This is a genomic window from uncultured Granulicatella sp. (assembly GCF_963528315.1).
GTDB lineage: Bacteria > Bacillota > Bacilli > Lactobacillales > Aerococcaceae > Granulicatella.
This window is the reverse complement of record NZ_CAURVV010000027.1, coordinates 1-20,247: the sequence shown is the minus strand read 5'-3', so window position 1 is coordinate 20,247 and position 20,247 is coordinate 1. Positions and strand designations below refer to the sequence as shown.

At 32.4% G+C, this 20,247-nt stretch carries 21 protein-coding genes and 1 other annotated feature; all 21 genes read right to left on the bottom strand.

The window, feature by feature from the left end; all coding sequences use genetic code 11:
- Positions 1-81: 81 nt before the first annotated feature.
- Positions 82-333 carry a sensor histidine kinase gene (locus RYK07_RS06400; RefSeq protein WP_314853002.1) on the bottom strand — a complete coding sequence of 84 codons (252 nt, stop codon included), beginning with the start codon at positions 331-333 and terminating at the stop codon, positions 82-84.
- Between the two features lie 125 nt (positions 334-458).
- Complete coding sequence (locus tag RYK07_RS06395) at positions 459-1,511, bottom strand: ABC transporter permease (protein WP_314853001.1); 1,053 nt, start codon at positions 1,509-1,511, stop codon at positions 459-461.
- A 7-nt stretch (positions 1,512-1,518) separates the two neighbouring features.
- The gene (locus RYK07_RS06390; protein ID WP_314852999.1) at positions 1,519-2,334 is read right to left on the bottom strand and encodes an ATP-binding cassette domain-containing protein; all 816 of its coding nucleotides are present in this window, start codon (positions 2,332-2,334) and stop codon (positions 1,519-1,521) included.
- A complete protein-coding gene (locus RYK07_RS06385) occupies positions 2,321-2,509 on the bottom strand; it encodes a hypothetical protein (RefSeq protein ID WP_314852998.1) in 189 nt (62 codons plus the stop codon). The genes RYK07_RS06390 and RYK07_RS06385 overlap by 14 nt, the downstream gene beginning before the upstream one ends.
- The gene (locus RYK07_RS06380) at positions 2,493-2,756 is read right to left on the bottom strand and encodes a hypothetical protein (RefSeq protein WP_314852996.1); all 264 of its coding nucleotides are present in this window, start codon (positions 2,754-2,756) and stop codon (positions 2,493-2,495) included. The genes RYK07_RS06385 and RYK07_RS06380 overlap by 17 nt, the downstream gene beginning before the upstream one ends.
- Position 2,757: 1 nt before the next feature.
- On the bottom strand, positions 2,758-4,044 hold the full coding sequence (locus tag RYK07_RS06375; protein ID WP_314852995.1) for a ThiF family adenylyltransferase: 1,287 nt from the start codon (positions 4,042-4,044) through the stop codon (positions 2,758-2,760).
- Positions 4,041-5,009, bottom strand: a complete 969-nt coding sequence (locus tag RYK07_RS06370) for a hypothetical protein (RefSeq protein WP_314852994.1) — start codon at positions 5,007-5,009, stop codon at positions 4,041-4,043. Before RYK07_RS06370 ends, RYK07_RS06375 begins: the two co-directional genes overlap by 4 nt.
- An 843-nt stretch (positions 5,010-5,852) precedes the next feature.
- Entirely contained in the window at positions 5,853-6,041 is a 189-nt protein-coding gene (locus tag RYK07_RS06365; RefSeq protein ID WP_314852993.1) for a hypothetical protein, read from the bottom strand.
- 12 nt (positions 6,042-6,053) lie between these two features.
- A complete protein-coding gene (locus tag RYK07_RS06360) occupies positions 6,054-6,272 on the bottom strand; it encodes a zinc ribbon domain-containing protein (RefSeq protein WP_314852991.1) in 219 nt (72 codons plus the stop codon).
- 358 nt (positions 6,273-6,630) lie between these two features.
- Complete coding sequence (locus RYK07_RS06355) at positions 6,631-6,969, bottom strand: type II toxin-antitoxin system PemK/MazF family toxin (protein WP_006703557.1); 339 nt, start codon at positions 6,967-6,969, stop codon at positions 6,631-6,633.
- An 18-nt stretch (positions 6,970-6,987) separates the two neighbouring features.
- Positions 6,988-8,103, bottom strand: a complete 1,116-nt coding sequence (alr, locus tag RYK07_RS06350; RefSeq protein ID WP_314852990.1) for an alanine racemase — start codon at positions 8,101-8,103, stop codon at positions 6,988-6,990.
- Positions 8,104-8,121: 18 nt separating this feature from the next.
- The gene (gene acpS / locus RYK07_RS06345) at positions 8,122-8,487 is read right to left on the bottom strand and encodes a holo-ACP synthase (protein WP_314852989.1); all 366 of its coding nucleotides are present in this window, start codon (positions 8,485-8,487) and stop codon (positions 8,122-8,124) included.
- 130 nt (positions 8,488-8,617) lie between these two features.
- Positions 8,618-10,147, bottom strand: a complete 1,530-nt coding sequence (locus RYK07_RS06340; RefSeq protein WP_314852988.1) for a DEAD/DEAH box helicase — start codon at positions 10,145-10,147, stop codon at positions 8,618-8,620.
- A gap of 249 nt (positions 10,148-10,396) precedes the next feature.
- Positions 10,397-11,785 (bottom strand): UDP-N-acetylmuramoyl-tripeptide--D-alanyl-D-alanine ligase, encoded by a 1,389-nt coding sequence (gene murF, locus RYK07_RS06335; protein ID WP_314852987.1) that lies wholly within the window; start codon positions 11,783-11,785, stop codon positions 10,397-10,399.
- Between the two features lie 47 nt (positions 11,786-11,832).
- A complete protein-coding gene (locus RYK07_RS06330) occupies positions 11,833-12,906 on the bottom strand; it encodes a D-alanine--D-alanine ligase (protein WP_314852986.1) in 1,074 nt (357 codons plus the stop codon).
- Between the two features lie 265 nt (positions 12,907-13,171).
- Positions 13,172-13,540: a PBECR2 nuclease fold domain-containing protein gene (locus RYK07_RS06325; protein ID WP_314852984.1), complete on the bottom strand. Its 369-nt coding sequence runs from the start codon at positions 13,538-13,540 to the stop codon at positions 13,172-13,174.
- A 182-nt stretch (positions 13,541-13,722) separates the two neighbouring features.
- The gene (gene radC / locus RYK07_RS06320) at positions 13,723-14,409 is read right to left on the bottom strand and encodes a DNA repair protein RadC (protein WP_314852983.1); all 687 of its coding nucleotides are present in this window, start codon (positions 14,407-14,409) and stop codon (positions 13,723-13,725) included.
- A gap of 64 nt (positions 14,410-14,473) precedes the next feature.
- Positions 14,474-15,760 (bottom strand): folylpolyglutamate synthase/dihydrofolate synthase family protein, encoded by a 1,287-nt coding sequence (locus RYK07_RS06315; RefSeq protein WP_314852981.1) that lies wholly within the window; start codon positions 15,758-15,760, stop codon positions 14,474-14,476.
- A gap of 122 nt (positions 15,761-15,882) precedes the next feature.
- Positions 15,883-18,528 carry a valine--tRNA ligase gene (locus RYK07_RS06310; protein ID WP_314852979.1) on the bottom strand — a complete coding sequence of 882 codons (2,646 nt, stop codon included), beginning with the start codon at positions 18,526-18,528 and terminating at the stop codon, positions 15,883-15,885.
- Between the two features lie 60 nt (positions 18,529-18,588).
- Positions 18,589-18,800, bottom strand: a binding site (T-box leader).
- A 66-nt stretch (positions 18,801-18,866) separates the two neighbouring features.
- Complete coding sequence (ftsX, locus tag RYK07_RS06305) at positions 18,867-19,754, bottom strand: permease-like cell division protein FtsX (protein WP_314852977.1); 888 nt, start codon at positions 19,752-19,754, stop codon at positions 18,867-18,869.
- The coding region (locus RYK07_RS06300) for an ATP-binding cassette domain-containing protein (RefSeq protein WP_314852976.1) at positions 19,744-20,247 on the bottom strand (504 nt) is incomplete at its 5' end. The genes RYK07_RS06300 and ftsX, both read right to left, overlap by 11 nt.

The window sequence follows — 20,247 nt, the reverse complement described above, 5'->3', positions numbered from 1 at the left end:
AAAGAGACGACTTATGTCGTCTCAAAAAAAGTCTAACTTTTTGGGGTCACTTCATCCTCAGGGATTCGTTGAGCTTAACTTTTACAATGATTCAGCTTCTTTTGGTAATAGAATTTCAAATACGCTTCCTTTTCCTAGTTCGCTTTCTACTGAAATTTCTCCTTGTAGACGATGTACAATGGATTGAACAATCGCAAGTCCCAATCCATTTCCCTCTTGAACATGTGACTGCTCCACTTGGTAAAATTGTTCAAAGATATGTCGTTGTGCTTCAGGAGAAAGTCCAATTCCCTTATCTTCTATCTGAACCTTTATGTGCTCATTTTCTTCCAAAAAAGCTAGACTTCCATCGTTGGGAATCTCTAGTTTTTTTGTGACTAAGAACTATTTTGTCTCAGCCTCTACAATTACCAATATCAGTTTTCTAGTTTTCAAAATTTTATCGTAGACTCAATTCTCTAAACCAATTTCTTAGGTAATAAATATTGTTTTATGATCCAAAATGTTATCAAAACAAAACAAATTGATATACATATCCCTGTAAATAAAAATGTATTGGTTAAATTATCAAAAACAAATATTTTTAATAGTACTCCAAATGGAAATGAAAATGGAATAAATTGAGTATAATCTACTAAATAGTTATATTTGTCATCCATTAAAGAAATTAAATTAATACTATAACAAGAAAAAGTCAACAAAGTCATCGGAAGTTGTGATAATTGAAGTTGAGAGGAGTCTACAATGAACAATGCTGTAACAATATAAAGTTGCATAAATACAAGTAATGCTACTAATAAAGCAAAAGCTATCCCTCCCCATTCAATACTTGACAAATTAGCTATATTGAGATCCTTAACTAACGACTTTAACTCAACAATGTGAAAATAATCCAAAATAAATAATTCACCAATACATATTAGCCCTAATGAAAGAATATAAATTAGAATAGAAATACACTTTCCATACACTAATGTTAACGCACTCACTTTATAGCTTATAAGGTCTAACATTTTAGAAGTTTTTTCTAGGGAAACAGAGGTTATAACTATATTTCCAATAAAAAGAAGTGATATATATATTAGAAATGAAATTATAATACCAAACAAACTATTAGTTTCTTTATAATCTTTGGTAATTTCAATTAAATACTTTTTAGGGTTAAGGGCTGAATCTAAAACACCATATACAAAATTAATAGATGCTTCTTTAATATTTTCTTTTTTAATATTAACTTGATAATTTGATTCTGATTTTTTCAGAATCTCAATGTCAGCATCTCTAGTTACAATCTTTATTTGTTCATCATAACCTTCTAGAAAATGTTCAATTTGAGTATCATTGACAGAAACTGTAACGACATCTTTTTTTTCATTCTGAGATATTTGATCCTTGTAATATAAGCTTGTTAATAAAATCAAGCCTGTAATTAAAAAGATGAAAATTCTTGACATCCAATTACTAAATAAAAACTTTACATTAAATTTTGTAACTATCCAAAACCTATTCATACCTATATCATCCTTTCATAATATCAAAATAGATTTCTTCAAGACTTGGAAAGCAATAAGACATAGCAACTACATTGGTCACTCCATTATCAACCAACCATTTATCTAGACCAACTTCAATCATTATTTCTTTTTCAATTCTCTTATTGAAATCATCAATATAGGTAATTTTCAATTTTTTTTGGGATTGATACAATTCTTTCAAATCGGAAATACTTCCAAAATATCGTATTTCACCCTTATTTATTATCAAAATATCTGAACAATACCTTTCAATCTCTTCCATCTGATGACTACTAAAAATCGTATATCTACTAGAGCTATCTTTCTTTAACATATTAGAAAGAACTTTTCGATTTAGAGGATCTAAACCACTGAACGGTTCATCTAAAATTAATAAATCAGGATTTCCTAAAAAACAAAGAGCCAATTGCAATTTCTGAGCATTTCCTTTGGACAAATCCTTGAGTTTAAACTTTTTATATGTTAATATTTCGAACTTAGCTAGATAATCATCTAGTTCTTTGTTACTAAGATGAATCCCAGAGAGTTCTGAAAAATATTTGAGATGAGTTTGGACCGTTTCATTCCTATATACTCCTCTTTCTTCAGGCAAATAACCTACTGTTCTAATATCTTCAGATAAAATTACTTCACCCTCTTCAACATTCAATATAGAAAGTATTATTTTAATTATTGTACTTTTTCCAGCACCATTATGTCCAACTATCGCAAGAGGCCGTCCTTTTTTAATTCTTATGTTTATATTTTTTAAAATATGTTTTTTTCCATAATATTTATTAATATCTCTAAGTTCTATCATGTTGCTTCCTTTCGTTTTTACGAGGTGAATATTTCATGAAAAATAATAATATTGATAATATAATAAGCCCTCTTCCAAGGAATCTTAAAAATATAAACTTTTCAAAAATATCAAAATTCAAAAATAATAAACCTAGTGCTAATGTTAAAGGGTAGAACTTAATAATCTTTGACATGATTGAGATCCTCCTCTGCATCCTTTAGTTCTTTTTTCAGTTTGCTAATATTTCTTAAAATTGGAATTCCGACAAAAGCAATCATGAGAATTAGAATTAAAACAGATATCCAAAGCCACATCATATCCCTATTTATATATCCTATGATAAATGGGACGAATACAAGTACCAAAGTGACTACACGGGCAACATTAAATTTAATTTTAGTTTTTTTAAGTTCATAATATAGTAAATCAATATCAGTCATACTATAAATCCCTCCAAAAATTTATTTTTTTTAAAACTTCTGTTACTGCAAACTTTAGCAACATTAGAATAACACTAAAATAACATACATAACTAAGCAGAGTAAAAATAATCATGACTAATGTTTGTAAATCATTCGTTAAAAAATAGCCTTGTTTGAACAATCCCAAAACACCCAATATTAATGAAATTAATAAATAGGTTATAAAGATAGTCTTTTGAGATTGACTAGAGTAAATCTGAAAAATAAATAATAACAATACTGCAGGTACTATCATAAGTGCATCGCCATTAAGTATAGATAATATTACCATAATAGAAGAAAAAATACTCACTAAATTGTGTAAATTATTCTGTTTAAAAGTCGTATTATCAAATATATCTTTAATAACTATTTTATCGTTATACAATACTTTACTTTCATTATTAGTTAATAAAAAAATTATTTCCTTTGTCAGCTCACTACCAATATAACTAAATAATAGTGGGATTGAGACTGCTTTACCAGATACTCTTTTTGTTAATTCCATTTCTGAATTAGAAACATATTCTTTAGTTTGTCTAAATCCATTATTCAAAGTGGGAGCAAAGGTTGGCCCCAAAAATATACTAGTACCAACTGTTCCTCCACTTACATACATAATATTTTTTTTATAGAAATACTCTCCAAGCTTATACATACTATCTAATGGTGTGTCAATACCTTTTACTACAACATTTATATTTTCAAAATCTATTAAGTCTTCGAAATCTGAACCATCATAAATTCTTTTTTTGTATGTAGAGATTTCAATACCCGAAAACCTATCTTTAAGTTTTTTTTCTAAGGCATCAACTTTATACGTGCCTATATCATTAAGATCATATAATAACTGCCTATTCAGATTACTCAATTCAACTTTATCATCATCAATAAGGACAAAATTTCTAATCCCTAAAGCTGCTAGGTTCCAAGCAACATGAGTCCCAGTACCTCCACAACCTAATATTAATATCCTTGACTGGCTGATTTTCGAAAAATCACACTCTTGAAATGAACTCATCTCAAACCAACCTCTATTAACATAATCAACTTTATTAGAGAAATAATCATAATCACAATTGATTAATAATTTAGTTTCTACAAAAATATTTAACCTCTCTTGTGAAAATTTGTTCTGATTCTCACTTAAGTTTATCAACATTTCATACTCTTTTAAGGTAAGATAATATAAACTGTTATCAAACTGATAGAAACAACTATTTCCGCGCTTTACAATAATAACATAAGGATTCAAGTAGTATGTCATCCAAAACTCCTCCAAAAACTTATTAATATATTTATCAAAAGAATAGGAACGTATGCAATTGAACAAAATCCAATAATATAATACACAATATCCTCCATTTTTGGTTGTTTGGTTGTTAGTTTCTTTATCGAATCTATTGATTTTTCCCTCAAATAGTTTTCTTCCAGCAATATTTGCAAAATATAATATCCATCTAATTTTATATAAAAACCTAAATTTATGACTATTGCTACTAGATTACTGATTAAAATGAATTTAAATATTGGTAAATCAAAAAAACTGAGCATCAAAATAGAAAATGTTAATAAAGTAAAATTAAATAACAAACCAGCTAATAAGCAAATTATTTTTGAGCTTTTTTTCTTAAAAAAATTAATTTGCGTTAAGTCAGAAAACCCTGAAGGCGATAAGAAATATAACATCACACCTATCTCTGGAACATTTGCCCCTCTATTGATTGTAAATATTAAATGAAAAAACTCATGAATTACTACTGTTAGTATTTGCACAACTATAAGAGAGAGAGTTATTTCCAATAGGTTTGTATTATCGAATACTAGTAAGTGTTCCAAATTAATTCTATTAAAAACGATTAAATAGAAAAAGTATGTTAAAGAGAATAAACTCATAACAATTAGCATGCGTTCTAGAAAAACAGTCAGTAAACTTCTTTTAAATCTTCTTGTGTCAATTCGAAAAAGGTAAATTTTATTCCACTTTACTTTCAATTTTTTCTTCAGAGGAACATCCGACAGAAAGCCCATCTCAAACAATTGCATCTTATTCTTTTCGAACTCATCTTTATCAATTGAGAGCTTTTTACAAATATCCTCCTTAGATAAACCTTTTTGAAAATATTGTAAAATTTTATAATCTACATATCCGATTTCATAATGATTTTTATCAACTTTGTTATAAACAATATAGTTATTACCTATTTGATTCAAACTGTAATTAATATACATATTCACTATTCCTTGTTTTTTTAATATGATGTTATGCTAATAACTAAAAAAATTCTGTAATCTCAATAAATAATCAAAAATAAGGATTACAGAATTTATCTTAATTAATGTTCTATGAACATTTCTAGCAACCAAAGAATGCTACAATCCCTAAACCTATAGCAAATCCCGAAATAAATTGCCAAGCTGAACTATCTTCTAACACTTCAAATTTTTCAACTTTAGTAATTTCCATGATGAATTCTCCTTATGAAAATAATTTACAGAATTAACAACAAAAAATACCCCCAACTATGAGTCCCAATCCTAGACCGACCCAAGCCCAACCGTTTTCAAGTGCTTCAGTTTTTTCGACTTTATAGAAACGCATACTTCTTTCCTCCTTATTTTAGTCAGTGAATTCTAATTAATAATTCCGCTAGCTTGAATTATTATTCACAATCTTCACTGCTATTTCATTTTACATTAGATTCAGACTATTGTCAACAGTCAAAAAAAAGGTTGATAATTGTATAAAAAACAACATTCTTAAGTTTAATTATTAATTTATATAACATCCTTTTTGTTTGTTACTTTATTCACATTCATTTTATAAACTTAATCATATACTCAACTATTCTAATATTTAGCGTTTTATAAATCAAAGGCGTCTCTATAAAAACATCTGTTCTTACAACTTTTCCTTTGTACCTGTAGACAGTTGAAAATCGTTGGAAACAGGTAATTACAGGGCTTTCTTTGTATTCTATTGTATCAATTTCCTTATTCCGATTTCGAAAATAAATCAATATTTTTTTCACATTATAACAATTAATACTAGTATTTTTATAAAAATTAAAGCATCTATACCATACAATCATTTTTATTTATAGCCTTTATATAACCATCTAAGAATTGAATTTCCACTTTCCCATTTTTATATACAATTAAAAAATCCACTAAACCTCTCCATACCTGCTCATCAAATCCCGTCAACAACTCTCGTTCTTGTTCTTTCTTTAAGGTAGAAGTATCAAAGATTACTTCCATCATTTCTTGATGATTTTAGATGATTTCTTTTTTCATTCGAACCAATTGATTCGCTGCTTTCACGAATAAATCCTGTATCTCCTCTTCAGTAAGATTTGGAGTGGTGCATTTTTCTTGAAACTTATTATTACACTGCCAGATAACTTGACGATATTTACTATTCGAATGCCATACTTTTGATCCATACCATCCTCCGCAACATCCACATTTTATCTTACTAGAATAGATACTCATATAGGAAGGTCTTCCGACACATGTTGCTCTTTGCTCAATTAACCTCTGAACTCTATTGAAGGTTGCTACTGGAATAATAGCTTCATAGCTACCTGTTACGTAATATTGAGGAATTTCACCTTCATTCTTTGGTCTGCTATTTTTAGGGATGAATCTGCAAAGATTAATGAAATATATATTAAATAATATGAATCAAGGGTGGTTTATCCCTCTTTGTTTTACTGATTTAACTGAACAGTGTCATTTAAATTCAATTTTTTTACAAAATTTAATAGAAAAGCACGTCTTGATTTTTATTTTCGCAAAATCAGGACGTGCTTTCTTCTTTTTTTGAGACTTTTTGTCCAGTCTCATTCCTTTAAATTCCAAAACTAATTCTGAGTCCTTCATTTACTTTTTCCATAAAGGCATCATCAACTTCTGTTATTTTTTCAATTAATCGCACTTTATCAATGGTACGAACTTGTTCTAATAATACAGTAGATTCCCTGCTAAATTGAAATTGATCTTTTTGAATTTCAATATGCGTTGGTAAATTGGCTTTTTCATGTTTTGCCGTAATAGCAGCGACAATTACCGTCGTACTAAAATGATTCCCAACATCATTTTGAACAATTAGAACGGGACGTTTTCCTCCCTGTTCACTTCCTACTACAGGAGATAAGTCCGCTAAATATACTTCTCCTCTTTTTACCATTTATCTTTCTCCTAATCATCATTTATAACTTCTTGGCACACGATCGCTAATCAAACAAAGTGATTCATATGAAATCGTATGGCTTCTATGAGATAATTCTTCTACAGTAATGCACTCATTGCCATTTTTTCCTAATAGAGTTACCTTTGTACCAACAGGCATTTCATAAGGAAGACGAATCATACATTGATCCATACATACTCGTCCAACAATCGGACATCTAACTCCAGAAACAATCACTTCACCAGGAGAATAGGCACGAAGATAGCCATCAGCATATCCTATTGGTAATGTAGCAATCCATTCATCATCACTACAAGTATAGGTAGCACCATAACTAATCGTATCCCCTGCATGTAATTGTTTTACATAAACAATCTCTGTTTCCCAAGTTAATGCTTCTTCTAATTGTAATGTATCAGGAAGTCTTAACCCTCCATTAGAAGGATTTAATCCATACAAGCCAATCCCCCAGCGAATGACATTTGTTGTTAATCCTTCATGCCAAATAGCTGCAGCTGAATTTGAACAATGAACATAAGTTGGACGTTGTTCTAAAGCTTCTACACACTCGTTGAAAGCTATCAATTGGTGTTCAAACTGACTCGTATCTGCTTCATCAGCAGTCGCAAAATGAGTAAAAATACCTTCAAAAATAAATTGCGTATCATACTCTCTTATAAATTGTTCTATCTCTTGAACTTGCTCTGATGTTCGAACTCCAATTCTTCCCATTCCTGTATCAATTGCTAGATGCACAATCAGTTGCTTTCCATCTGGAATTAGAGTCTGAGCTTTTTCTAACCAATCTAAAGAACTCACTGTAGTAGATATACGATAGTCACAGAGGATTGGTACATCTTCTAATCGGCTAATTCCTAATATCAGAATCGGTTCTTGGAAACCTTGTTGTCTTAATTGAATCGCTTCATCTAATAATGCGACACAAAATCCCGCAACGCCTTCTTCATGAGCTGCTTTAGCCACTTCTATCATTCCATGTCCATAAGCATTTGCCTTTACTACGGCAAAAATATCTGTATTGGGATAATGATCTTTAACAGCTTTAATATTTTGTTTAATTGCATTTAAATGAACGATTACACGTGTATTCCTATGAATTGCAGGAAACATATCTTCACTTTCCTTCTTCTATATTTTGGGAGTCTCTTCTAATATAACGACAGCATACGCATCATGGTTTGTATGCGTGATACTGATATGTTTTTGATAATGGTGCGGAGCAGTTAATAGAGGTTGTCCATTTTCAGCATTTAGAATTTCAATCTCTTGAAAAGACACAGTTTTCCCTATTCCAGTGCCTAACGCTTTAGAATATGCTTCTTTAGCGGCAAATCTTCCTGCTAAATATTCTACTTTTCTTTTGATTCCTAAAGTTTCATACACAGCATATTCCTTTGGAGTTAACACTCGTTGAATGAAGGAGGAATCTTGTACTACAATTTTTTCAATTCTTGATAATTCAATTGCATCCATTCCGACACCAATAATCGCCATTTCAATACTCCCTTTAAAAACATAATGTATCTCTTATTGTATCAAATGAAATCGCATTTGTCAGAATTTTTTACTAATCTTTAGTAAATTTCTCCACTAAAAAAGACGACCGGAGTCGTCTTCTTATTGATTATTTTTGACGGATTGTAAATCCTTTGTCAGATTTCTTTTTATGATTTCTACGGCGAGAATCTTTACCCTTATATCCACGAGTATATTCTTCATCTAAACCACGACCACGGCGGTCTTCTTTACGTTTGAAGCTTCCTTTACCATTACGTCCACGATTATCTTTACGATCGCTACGGTTGTAGTTTCCACGACTATTGCCACGTTTACGGCTTGGTAATGGACGTTCTGGAGTGATTTTCACAGGAATTTCTGTTGGATCTTTAATCATTCCACTCACTAATAATGCTGCTAATTCATCTGCTTCATATTCATCTAATAAATACGAAATAGCTTCTTTGAAACGACGAGTATCTACTGATTTCATTTTTTCATCAATTTGCTCAATGGCAGATTTCATTTGTCCTTCTAATGCTTCCATTTGAGTTGGTGGACGTAATGCAGTCATTCTCTTACGAGTTAAATCTTCAATGACACGTAAATAATCCATTTCATTTGGTGTTACAAAAGTAACGGACATTCCTTCTTGTCCCGCACGTCCTGTACGTCCAATACGGTGAACATAACTTTCTGGATCTTGTGGAATATCATAGTTATAAACATGCGTTACACCTGAAATATCTAATCCACGTGCAGCTACGTCTGTTGCTACTAAAATATCTAAATGATTATTTTTAAAATCACGTAAAACGCTCATACGTTTTTGTTGACTTAAATCTCCATGAATTCCTTCTGCACGATAACCACGCATTTCAAGTCCACGTGCTAATTCATCAACACGACGTTTTGTACGACCGAATACAATCGTTAATTCTGGTGTTTGAACGTCTAATAAGCGAGTCATAATATCAAATTTTTCAAAATCTTTACATTTTACAAAATATTGATCAATTAATGTCGCTGTCATCTCACTTGATTTAATACGAACATGTTCAGGTTCTTTCATAAACTGAACTCCAATTCGTTTAATATCATCTGGCATTGTAGCAGAGAATAATAAAGTTTGGCGGTTTTCTGGGACTAATTTAATAATTGATTCGATATCATCTAAAAATCCCATGTTTAACATTTCATCCGCTTCATCTAATACTAATGTTTCAATATTGTCTAAGCGAAGTGTTTTTCTAGAAATGTGGTCTAATAAACGTCCAGGTGTTCCTACTACGATATGTGGTTGCTCTTTTAATTGGCGAATTTGACGACCAATATCTGCTCCACCATAAACAGCTTGTACATGAATTTTTTTATCTTTTCCTAAGCGATATAATTCTTCTTGTGTTTGAATCGCTAACTCACGTGTTGGAGCAATGACTAATCCTTGTACTTTACGATTACGAAGATTAATTTTTTGAAGCATTGGTAATCCAAAAGAAGCTGTTTTTCCTGTACCTGTTTGCGCTTGACCAATCACGTCTTTACCTGCTAAGGCTAATGGAATTGTTTGTGATTGGATCGGTGTTGCTTCCTCAAACCCCATTTTTTCAATTGATTCTAATAAGGCTGAATCTAAGCCTAATTCATTAAATTTCATATTTTCCTCCTTGTACTGCTGAAGAGAAGCACACGAGGTATTTTACCTTCACAATAAAAGTCTGGAACACCTTGAGCTCCAGACTTCTGAACATTACGAGATTATACAATATTACTTGTTCAATCTTCATGATATATATCATTACATTTGTGTAAACTTCTCAACTCTCCAAGTACTATAGCATGTTCAAAGCTAGATTGCAAAGAAAAGCCCTTTGATTTCACAAATGAAATACTGATCAAAACATAACTATGCTTCTTTTAATGCTTCTACAACTGCTAATAATCCTGTACCATTACTTGATTTCACTAACACTTGGTCATTTTGTTGTAATTCTTCTTTTAATAATTGAATCAATGCTGCTTTATCACTTTCAACATAATGTAAGTGAGATACTGCAAAACGAGATTTTAATGCTTCATATAAAGCACTCATTTCTTCTCCATATAAATACACTTCTTGAATGTTCTCTGGGAACATTACTTCAGAAATACTTGCGTGTAATGCTTTTGACTGTTCTCCTAATTCACGAATATCTCCTAATACAACAATTTTACGTCCATTAGAAGCTACTGATGTAAAAGATTGAATGACAGATTTCATCGCAATCGGACTTGCATTATAAGCATCATTTAAAATTTTCGAACCATGAATGCCATCTACCCACTGCGTACGATTTTTTGTTAATTCAAACTGTTGAATCGCTTCAATCGCTTGTTCTAATGGTACCCCACATTCTAATCCTACTTGAAGAGCAGCTAGCGCATTATTGACATTATATGCTCCTAATACAGGTAGTTGAACAGAATGTTTGGCAGGTTTCACTAAGTCAAAAATAGTATGGTCTTCAAATAATTGAATATTTTCAGCCTGAATTACGCTATTAGCCCCTTCTCCGAACGGTAAAACCTTAAAGTGTTCTTCTGCATTCATTTCTTCTAATTCTTGTTCTAATAAAGGCTCATTTGCTGGGAAGATGATACTTCCTTTTTCATGTAATCCTTTTAAGATTTCTAATTTTGCTTTAGCAATTCCTTGTCGGCTACCTAAATTTTCCATATGGGATTCCCCAATTAAGGTAATCACTGCTACAGAAGGTTTTGCTAGTTTGCTTAGAAATTCAATTTCACCAAAATCACTCATACCCATTTCTAATACTAATTGTTCTGTATCTTCTGGCATATCTAAAATCGTTTGAGGTAATCCAATATCATTATTAAAATTCCCTTGTGTTTTATAAACACGATAACGACTAGAAAGTACTGCAGCTGTCATATCTTTTGTTGTCGTTTTTCCTGAACTCCCTGTAATGCCGATAACATTTGGGTGAACTTTTTCTAAATACCATTTCGCTAATTCTTGGAAAGCTTCTAGTGGATCATCCACCCAAATCGCACAAATTCCTTCTGGCGGAGTTTGGTCTTGTCTTCCCCAGAAAACAGCTTTTGCGCCTTTTTCGATTGCTTGTTCAATGTAATCATGTCCATCTGTTTGTCCTTTTAACGGAATAAACAAACTATTTTTCGTTAATTTTCTTGTATCAAATGAAACTGATTCAATAACATCAAATCGATAATCTGTTTGATAATCGATTGCTTTCACAGCTTTTACAATTTGTGCAACTGTTCCGATTGCCATGTTTTTACTTCCTCTCTCACAAAAAGCGCCTCGGTGAGGCGCCTTTTTTATCCATTTTGTCGATCTTTATAACGTTTTAAAGCTAATTGAATTAATTCTTCAACTAAATCTTTGTAAGAAATCCCTGTTTTCTCCCATAGAAGTGGATACATACTAAATTGAGTAAATCCTGGTAAAGTATTTACTTCATTAATATAAATATCATTTGTCTCCGTTAAGAAGAAATCACATCTTGTTAAACCACTACCATCAATGGCACGGAATGCTTTTGCAGAATATTCTCTTACTTTTGCAGAAACTTCATCAGAAATTTGCGCTGGAATTTCTAATGTTACGGTATTGTTAATATATTTTTCATTGTAGTCATAAAAACCACTTGTCTTAACAATTTCCCCTACAACAGAAGTGTTCGCTTCGTCATTTCCAAGAACCGCACATTCAATTTCTCTTGCTTCAATCCCTTGTTCTACGACAATTCGACGGTCATATTTCAATGCCTCAACAATTGCATTCGTTAATTCATCACGATTTTCCGCTTTTGAAATTCCTACACTTGATCCCATATTGGCTGGTTTAACAAATACTGGGTAAATTAATGTACCTTCAATTTTATTATAAATACTTTCAGGATTTTGTTTCCATTGAGTTTTATTAAACGGAACATATGGTAATTGTGGTAATCCTGCTTGTTGGAATAATTGTTTACTTGTAATTTTATCCATTCCACAAGCGCTTGCCAATACGCCACATCCAACATAAGGAACATCCATCATTTCAAACAATCCTTGAATCGTTCCATCTTCCCCATTTGGTCCATGTAATACTGGGAAAACAACACATTCCTCTTCTTTTAAATCATAAGGAGTTACAAGTACACCTGTCGAAACTTCTCCTTCACTTGTTGCAAAGTGAGCTTCTTGACTTGCTTCTAATCTTAATGCTTCAGAAAAAGCTACAGGCCCTGTTAATGGTTCACCTTTCAGCCATTCTCCTTTTTGATTAATATAGACTGGTTGAACTTCATAATAATCAAAATAGATTTCTTTAATAATTGAAAAAGCCGTTAAAATTGAAATATCATGTTCAGCACTTTTGCCTCCATAAACGACTATAATTTTCATAAACAATCCTCCAACTAGAACTATCTTTTCTAGATACTTCTTTCATAGTTCATACACTAGTATATCAAATGCACTATAAACTGACAAGGCACTCACATTTTACCAAAACACCTTCAGAAAATATAAAAAGAGCCAAGTGAACTTGACTCTTCAACAGATTTGCGATTATTCCTTGGCTGGTCGGTGTATCCAGCATCTCAGGTACCTAATAAGGTGCGGCAGGAACCCTTTCTGCCCTCAAAGAATAATACTTGTTATCTGTATTTTACGGCTTATTATTTTTATTGTCAACTTTTTTCAGTCTCCCACTAAATAATCGGGATTGCAATTTATAATCTGTTATTGTATACATACTAGGTATATAATAAAAATCCTTAGAACCATGAATTTTTAATGCTACTAAAACATTATCTTCAAAAATCTTTACATACTCTATACTCTCAGATTTTTCATTTGGATTCATTCCTACATAATCTGGATTATTTATAATTTCTTCTATCTTATCAAAATATTTTAAAGCATCTATATGGTTTCTTTTAATTAAATGTTTTTCAAGATTAGTTTTTGAACACTTAATATTCTGAACTTCACTAACTATACCTAATAATTTCTTAATATACCTCTCAACTTTCATTATCCAATCCTCCCACATAAAGTGTAGCAAAACTTGTTAACTATTGTGGGAAGTATTATAGAAATTATCACAATAGTAAAAATAAATGAAATCTATCTTATGTAAGTAGTAAATTTTAATTTGACTTTTTTGATAAAACTTTAACCTTTTAAATCTAAGAATTTCAAATTAAATATCCCTCTTCAGAAATACCCCTCTTCCTTTAAAGAACAATAGGTATGATCCCCCACAATAAAATGATCTAACAATTCAATCCCCATCATTTCTCCACATTCCGATAATCGTCTTGTAAAGTCAATATCCGCTTGAGAAGGCGTAACATTTCCACTTGGATGATTATGCCCGATAATGATTCTTGCTGCAGAAAAACGAACCGCTTCTCTAAAAATTCCTCTTGGATGAACGACTGCTTGATTCAGTCCTCCTCGAAAAATAATTTTTTTCTTAATGACTTCATTTTTCGAATTTAAAAATAATGCAATTAAATGTTCTTGGTATAAATCTTTCAATTCTTCCATAATACATTCTCCTGCTTTTTGCGAGCTTGTAATATGTCCTAATTTTGTTTGCTTCGCTGTTCCTAATCGAATTCCTAATTCCATTGCAGCTTTTAATTCAATAGCTTTTGTTCGTCCAATTCCATGAATCGCCATTAATTCTTCTACTGTTGCCATTTTTAATGTAAATAAATCTTCAAATGTATTCAACACAACTTTCGCTAATTGCAATACATTTAATTCTCTGGATCCTGTCCGAAGCAAAATTGCTAATAATTCATAAGTTTCTAAACTTTTAGCTCCTAATTTTTCTAATCGCTCCCTTGGCATAGATTCTAATGGTAATTCTAATAATTGTTGATCCATTTCCATTTTATTTCCCCCTTTTGCAATAGTTCTTTCAACTTATATATATGCAAAAAAGGCTTAAAAATATTTATTTTATAAAAATTTTTCTCACAAAAGAAATAAAATAAAGAGAACCTGTAATCCAAAGTATTTCTTGGTCTGACGTTTTGTTAATGTAATTCTCGATAAATTGTTGAGCATTCTCTACAAATTCAATCTCACTAGAAGGGTAGTCTGTTTTTTCAATTGCACCTGCATACTCAAATGTTGTTACTACTAAACGAGCTTCAGGTAACTCTTTTCGTAAATAATCGACCATTTCTATATAGTGTTTTCTCTTTAAAGCAGAAAATAAAATCGTATGTTGAGCTTCCAGTTCTCCATATTGTTTCACCGTTTCAACAAATCGTTTTAATGCATGAATATTATGAGCTCCATCTAATATTACTGTAGGGCTTTGATGCACTACTTCCATTCTTCCTGGCCAAGTAACCGTTTGGAAACTTTCTTGAATGGCAGATAGTTCAATTGGCAGTTGGAATTTCTTTTCAAATCGTAAAAAGCATTCTAATGCTACTGCAGCATTTTCTAATTGATACTTCCCTTTTAAATTCAAATAAGGAATGTGAATTTGAGTATCGGCATTTGTAAATACTAACCCATCTTCAAGCGGTTCGATTTTAAACTCTCGTTCGAACGTATGTAAGTCACAGTTATAAGCTTTTCCAACTTCTTCAGCTACTTTCAAAGCTTCTGTTGGTAAATTTCCTAATACAACTGCTTGGTTTTGTTTGAAAATCCCCGTTTTTTGAATGGCAATTTCTTCGATAGTATTTCCTAACATTTCTTCATGATCCATCCCAATCGATGTAATCACGCTCATCGTTGAATCGACAATATTCGTTGTATCTAATAATCCACCAATCCCGACTTCTAATAAAGCGACTTCCACTTTTTTTCTAGAAAAATGCACTAACGCCATAGCTGTCATGATTTCAAAAAAACTTAATGGTTCATATTCGTCTATCAATTTTGCTTCTGCTTGTTGAACGAGATTTCCAACCATTTCAAAATCTTCTTCGGGCATTACATTACCATTGATTAAAAACCGATCCGTATAATCGATTAAATGAGGGGAAACAAATGCTCCTACCTTCTGCCCGTGATGAACAAATAAGGACGATAACATCGCAATTGTAGAACCTTTTCCATTTGTTCCCGTTACATGAATAATGGGATAGTCTTCTTGAGGATTTCCAAGAAGAGACATTAATACTCTCATTCTGTCTAATCCATATTTTCGTTTATATTTCATTCGATCTAAGATCCACTCTCTAACTGTTTGCATGAACTCCCCTTCTTTCATTTTCATCATACAAATTCCCTCTTCAACTTGCAAGGCATAATAATCTTAACAAACCAAAAAATCCTGCTAGTGATTTCTCACCAACAGGATTTATCGAATACCCGATTTGTCTTAGTATTCTTTTTACACTATTATGCTAATGTTTTTAATGTTGCGATACGTTCTAGAACTGCTTGACGTTGGTCAGCATATTCTTTTCCTTTTGCACGTTCTGCTTCTACAACAGCTTCTGGTGCTTTAGCAACGAATTTTTCATTTGATAATTTTTTCTCTACACGATTCACTTCATCTTGTAGTTTAGCCGCTTCTTTTTCTAAACGAGCAATTTCATCATCAATATTAATTAATCCTGCTAATGGTAAGTAGATTTCAGCTCCACTAATCACACTTGTGACAGCATGACTTGGTGCTTCAACTTCTAAACCATATTCAAATGATTCAGGATTACAGAAACGAGCAATATAGCTTTCATTTTCTGATAAAATGGCTTGAATATCCGCACTTGAAGTTTTTGCAATAATCGCAATTGGTTTTGATAATGGTGTATTCATTTCATTTCTGCTTGTACGAACGGAACGAATAAAGTCCATTAAAAATTCCATTTTTTCTGCTGCTGCTTCATCCATTTGACTTTCTTGTACGACTGGATATGAAGCCACTACTAATGAATCTCCAATATGAGGAACTGATTGCCAAATTTCTTCTGTTACGAATGGCATAATTGGATGTAATAAACGTAATGTTTGATCTAATACATATACTAAAATGCTACGAGTTGTTAATTTAGCAGCTTCATCATTTCCTGCTAATGTTTCTTTAGACATTTCAATATACCAGTCACAGAAATCATCCCAAATAAAGCGATACAATAGACGACCAGCTTCACCAAATTCAAATTTCTCGAATAATTCTGTTACTTTAGCAATCACTTGATTTAAGCGAGTTAAAATCCATTTGTCTGCTAATGTTTTCTCACCAGTAATATCTAATTGATCCACTGTTAAGTCGCCAATATTCATTAACGCATAACGACTAGCATTCCAGATTTTATTGATAAAGTTCCATGCAGCATCCATTTTATCTGTCGAATAACGAACGTCTTGTCCAGGTGCTGAACCATTAGCTAAGAACCAACGTAAGGCATCTGCTCCGTATTGTTCAATGACTTCCATTGGATCCACACCATTACCAAGAGATTTACTCATTTTACGTCCTTGGCTATCACGAATTAATCCGTGGATTAATACATTTTTAAATGGACGTTTACCAGTAAATTCTAACCCTTGGAACATCATACGGCTTACCCAGAATGTTAAAATATCATAACCTGTTACAAGTGTACTTGTTGGATAGTAACGTTTATAGTCACTAGTTTCAACATCAGGCCAACCCATTGTTGAAAATGGCCATAATGCAGATGAGAACCATGTATCTAATACATCCACATCTTGTGTCCAGTTTTCAGCATCTGCTGGAGCTTCCATTCCAACATATACTTCACCAGTTTCATTATGATACCATGCTGGAATTTGATGTCCCCACCATAATTGACGAGAAATTACCCAGTCGTGAATGTTTTCCATCCAACGTAAGTAAGCATCATTAAAACGTGGTGGGTAGAAGTTAACTGTATTCTCTTCTTCTGCACGTTGTGCTTGAATCGCTTGTTCAGCTAAAGGCCCCATTTTAACAAACCATTGTTTTGATAAACGAGGTTCAACAACAACATCTGTACGTTCAGAATGTCCCACACTATGAACATGTTTTTCAATTTTTACAAGAAGTCCTGCTTCTTCTAAATCTTTCACGATTGCTTTACGAGCTGCAAAACGATCCATTCCTTCGTATTTTCCAGCTAATTCATTCATTGTTGCATCATCGTTCATAACATTGATACGTGGTAAATTATGACGATTACCAACTTCAAAGTCATTTGGATCATGGGCAGGAGTAATTTTTACAACCCCTGTTCCAAAATCTTGTTCAACGTACTCATCTGCAATAATTGGAATTTCTTTTCCAACTAATGGTAAGATAACTGTTTTTCCAATTAAGGCTTGGTAACGTTCATCTTCAGGGTGAACCGCAACAGCAGTATCTCCAAGTAAAGTTTCTGGACGAGTTGTTGCAATTTCTAATACACCACTTCCATCCGATAATGGATAATTCATATGGTAGAAAGCACCTTCTACATCTTTATGGATTACTTCGATATCTGATAATGAAGTTTTTGCTTTTGGATCCCAGTTAATAATGTATTCTCCACGGTAAATTAAACCTTTTTCATATAATGTTACGAATACTTTTTTAACAGCATCTGATAAACCTTGGTCTAATGTGAAACGTTCACGACGATAGTCAACTGAAATCCCCATTTTTGCCCATTGTTCACGGATATGGCTTGCATATTCTTCTTTCCATTCCCATGTTTGTTCTAAGAATTTTTCACGTCCAAGGTCATAACGAGATAAACCTTCTCCACGTAATTTTTCTTCTACTTTTGCTTGAGTCGCAATTCCGGCATGGTCCATACCTGGTAACCATAATGTATCGTACCCTTGCATACGTTTTTGACGAATAATCATATCTTGTAATGTAACGTCCCACGCATGTCCTAAGTGTAATTTACCTGTTACATTTGGTGGTGGAATAACGATTGAATAAGGTTCTGCATTTGGATCTTCGTTTGGATGGAAGACTCCCGATTCAACCCACCATTGATATTTTCCTGCTTCAACTTCTTGCGGTTGAAACTTTGGTGACATTTCTTTTGCCATTCTTTTTCCTCCTTAATGAAATCATTTTGATACAATAAAAAAATCCTATGAAGATTCACTTCATAGGACGATTATTTTCGTGGTACCACCTAATATTCGCATCATGACTGATGCCTTTAACGTTGTTAACGAAGTCTACTCCGAGCTAAGTTACTATGATTCCCCTAGCCAACTTACAAGCTACCTTCATACAAATTCGTTAAGAAGTTTCACCAACCCTTCTCTCTCTATCAACTAAAATTCGTATTACTCCTCTTGTGCATTGCTTTTATTCTATGCCATATAGTCTACCATTGTTTAACCATACTTGCAAATGATTTTCCTTGCATTTATCTTTATTATTTTTTCAAGAAACGACGCATTGAGAAAATTGAACCAAATGATCCAATTAACACTCCAACCCCAGCCATCGCTAAAGATAAACGATATAAGAAAGGATTTGGTGATAATAAGCTAAAGTTAGATCCTGCAAAAAAATCACTTCCGCCTTTATACACCCATAAATATAAGCCCCATAATACAGCAATGGGTACAATTGAACCAATTAATCCAATGAAACCACCTTCTAAGAAAAATGGCCAACGAATATAAGCTTTAGTTGCTCCAACTAATTGCATAATTTCAATTTCGGTTCTACGAGCATGAATCGTTGCACGAATCGTATTTGAAATTAAAAATAGAGCAATAATTAATAATACTGCGATAACACCAATTCCAACATTACGAGATGTTGAAATAACTTTAAATAACGTATCAGCTTTCGCCCCACCATAGTTCACACGAGCTACATAATCCATTTTCTCAATGGTCGTTGCTACTTCCTTCGTTTGTTTTGGATTTTTTGTACTTACATCAAAAGCATTTCTTAAAGGGTTGCTATCATTTTTAAATAATTCAAATTCTTGCGCAACACTCTTCGTAATATCATCTAATTCTTCATCTTTTGAACGGAATTTAACAGTATCGACAGCATTCAATGCTTGAATAGCTGCTTTTAACTCTTCTGTTTTTGTTTCATCAGCGGCTAAATCAATATATACACGTACATTGACATCTTGCTCTACATCTGTCGCAATTTTATTCATGTTAAATAGTAATGAGACAAAAATCCCTACTAATAATAGCACCATTGATACTGCAGAAATCGCTCCAAATGTAGACCAACCATTTCTAAATAAGCTTTTAACCGCATCACGAATATGACGCCACATTGTTCTAATCTTCATATCCGTACTCCCCTTCCTCTTGGTCACGGACAATGCGTCCCATTTCAATTGCCAACACACGATGTTTCTTTTCATTTACGATTTGGCTATTATGAGTCGCCATTACAATGGTTGTCCCTTGTTGATTAATTCTTTCTAAAATATCCATAATTTCCATAGAAGTATCTGGATCTAAGTTTCCTGTTGGTTCGTCAGCAATTAACACAGCAGGATTATTTACAATCGCCCTTGCAATTGCAACACGTTGTTGTTCTCCACCAGATAATTGATCAGGGAACATCGTCATACGATGCTTCAAGTTTACTAATGTTAATACTTCTTCAACTTTTCGTTGAATTTCTTTTGGTGCTTTTTCAATTACTTCCATTGCATAAGCAACATTTTCATATACAGTTAAACGAGGTAATAATTTAAAATCTTGGAACACAACTCCTACATAACGTCTTAAATAAGGAATCTCACGTTCTCTCATTTTTGTTAAATCATATTTTCC

Coding starts and splice junctions, on each gene's coding strand:
- RYK07_RS06395 (WP_314853001.1), bottom strand. CDS start 1,511: ATGAATAGGTTTTGGATAGTTACAAAATTTAATGTAAAGTTTTTATTT.
- RYK07_RS06390 (WP_314852999.1), bottom strand. CDS start 2,334: ATGATAGAACTTAGAGATATTAATAAATATTATGGAAAAAAACATATT.
- RYK07_RS06385 (WP_314852998.1), bottom strand. CDS start 2,509: ATGTCAAAGATTATTAAGTTCTACCCTTTAACATTAGCACTAGGTTTA.
- RYK07_RS06380 (WP_314852996.1), bottom strand. CDS start 2,756: ATGACTGATATTGATTTACTATATTATGAACTTAAAAAAACTAAAATT.
- RYK07_RS06375 (WP_314852995.1), bottom strand. CDS start 4,044: ATGACATACTACTTGAATCCTTATGTTATTATTGTAAAGCGCGGAAAT.
- RYK07_RS06370 (WP_314852994.1), bottom strand. CDS start 5,009: ATGTATATTAATTACAGTTTGAATCAAATAGGTAATAACTATATTGTT.
- RYK07_RS06365 (WP_314852993.1), bottom strand. CDS start 6,041: ATGATGGAAGTAATCTTTGATACTTCTACCTTAAAGAAAGAACAAGAA.
- RYK07_RS06360 (WP_314852991.1), bottom strand. CDS start 6,272: ATGAGTATCTATTCTAGTAAGATAAAATGTGGATGTTGCGGAGGATGG.
- RYK07_RS06355 (WP_006703557.1), bottom strand. CDS start 6,969: ATGGTAAAAAGAGGAGAAGTATATTTAGCGGACTTATCTCCTGTAGTA.
- alr (WP_314852990.1), bottom strand. CDS start 8,103: ATGTTTCCTGCAATTCATAGGAATACACGTGTAATCGTTCATTTAAAT.
- acpS (WP_314852989.1), bottom strand. CDS start 8,487: ATGGCGATTATTGGTGTCGGAATGGATGCAATTGAATTATCAAGAATT.
- RYK07_RS06340 (WP_314852988.1), bottom strand. CDS start 10,147: ATGAAATTTAATGAATTAGGCTTAGATTCAGCCTTATTAGAATCAATT.
- murF (WP_314852987.1), bottom strand. CDS start 11,785: ATGGCAATCGGAACAGTTGCACAAATTGTAAAAGCTGTGAAAGCAATC.
- RYK07_RS06330 (WP_314852986.1), bottom strand. CDS start 12,906: ATGAAAATTATAGTCGTTTATGGAGGCAAAAGTGCTGAACATGATATT.
- RYK07_RS06325 (WP_314852984.1), bottom strand. CDS start 13,540: ATGAAAGTTGAGAGGTATATTAAGAAATTATTAGGTATAGTTAGTGAA.
- radC (WP_314852983.1), bottom strand. CDS start 14,409: ATGGAAATGGATCAACAATTATTAGAATTACCATTAGAATCTATGCCA.
- RYK07_RS06315 (WP_314852981.1), bottom strand. CDS start 15,760: ATGATGAAAATGAAAGAAGGGGAGTTCATGCAAACAGTTAGAGAGTGG.
- RYK07_RS06310 (WP_314852979.1), bottom strand. CDS start 18,528: ATGGCAAAAGAAATGTCACCAAAGTTTCAACCGCAAGAAGTTGAAGCA.
- ftsX (WP_314852977.1), bottom strand. CDS start 19,754: ATGAAGATTAGAACAATGTGGCGTCATATTCGTGATGCGGTTAAAAGC.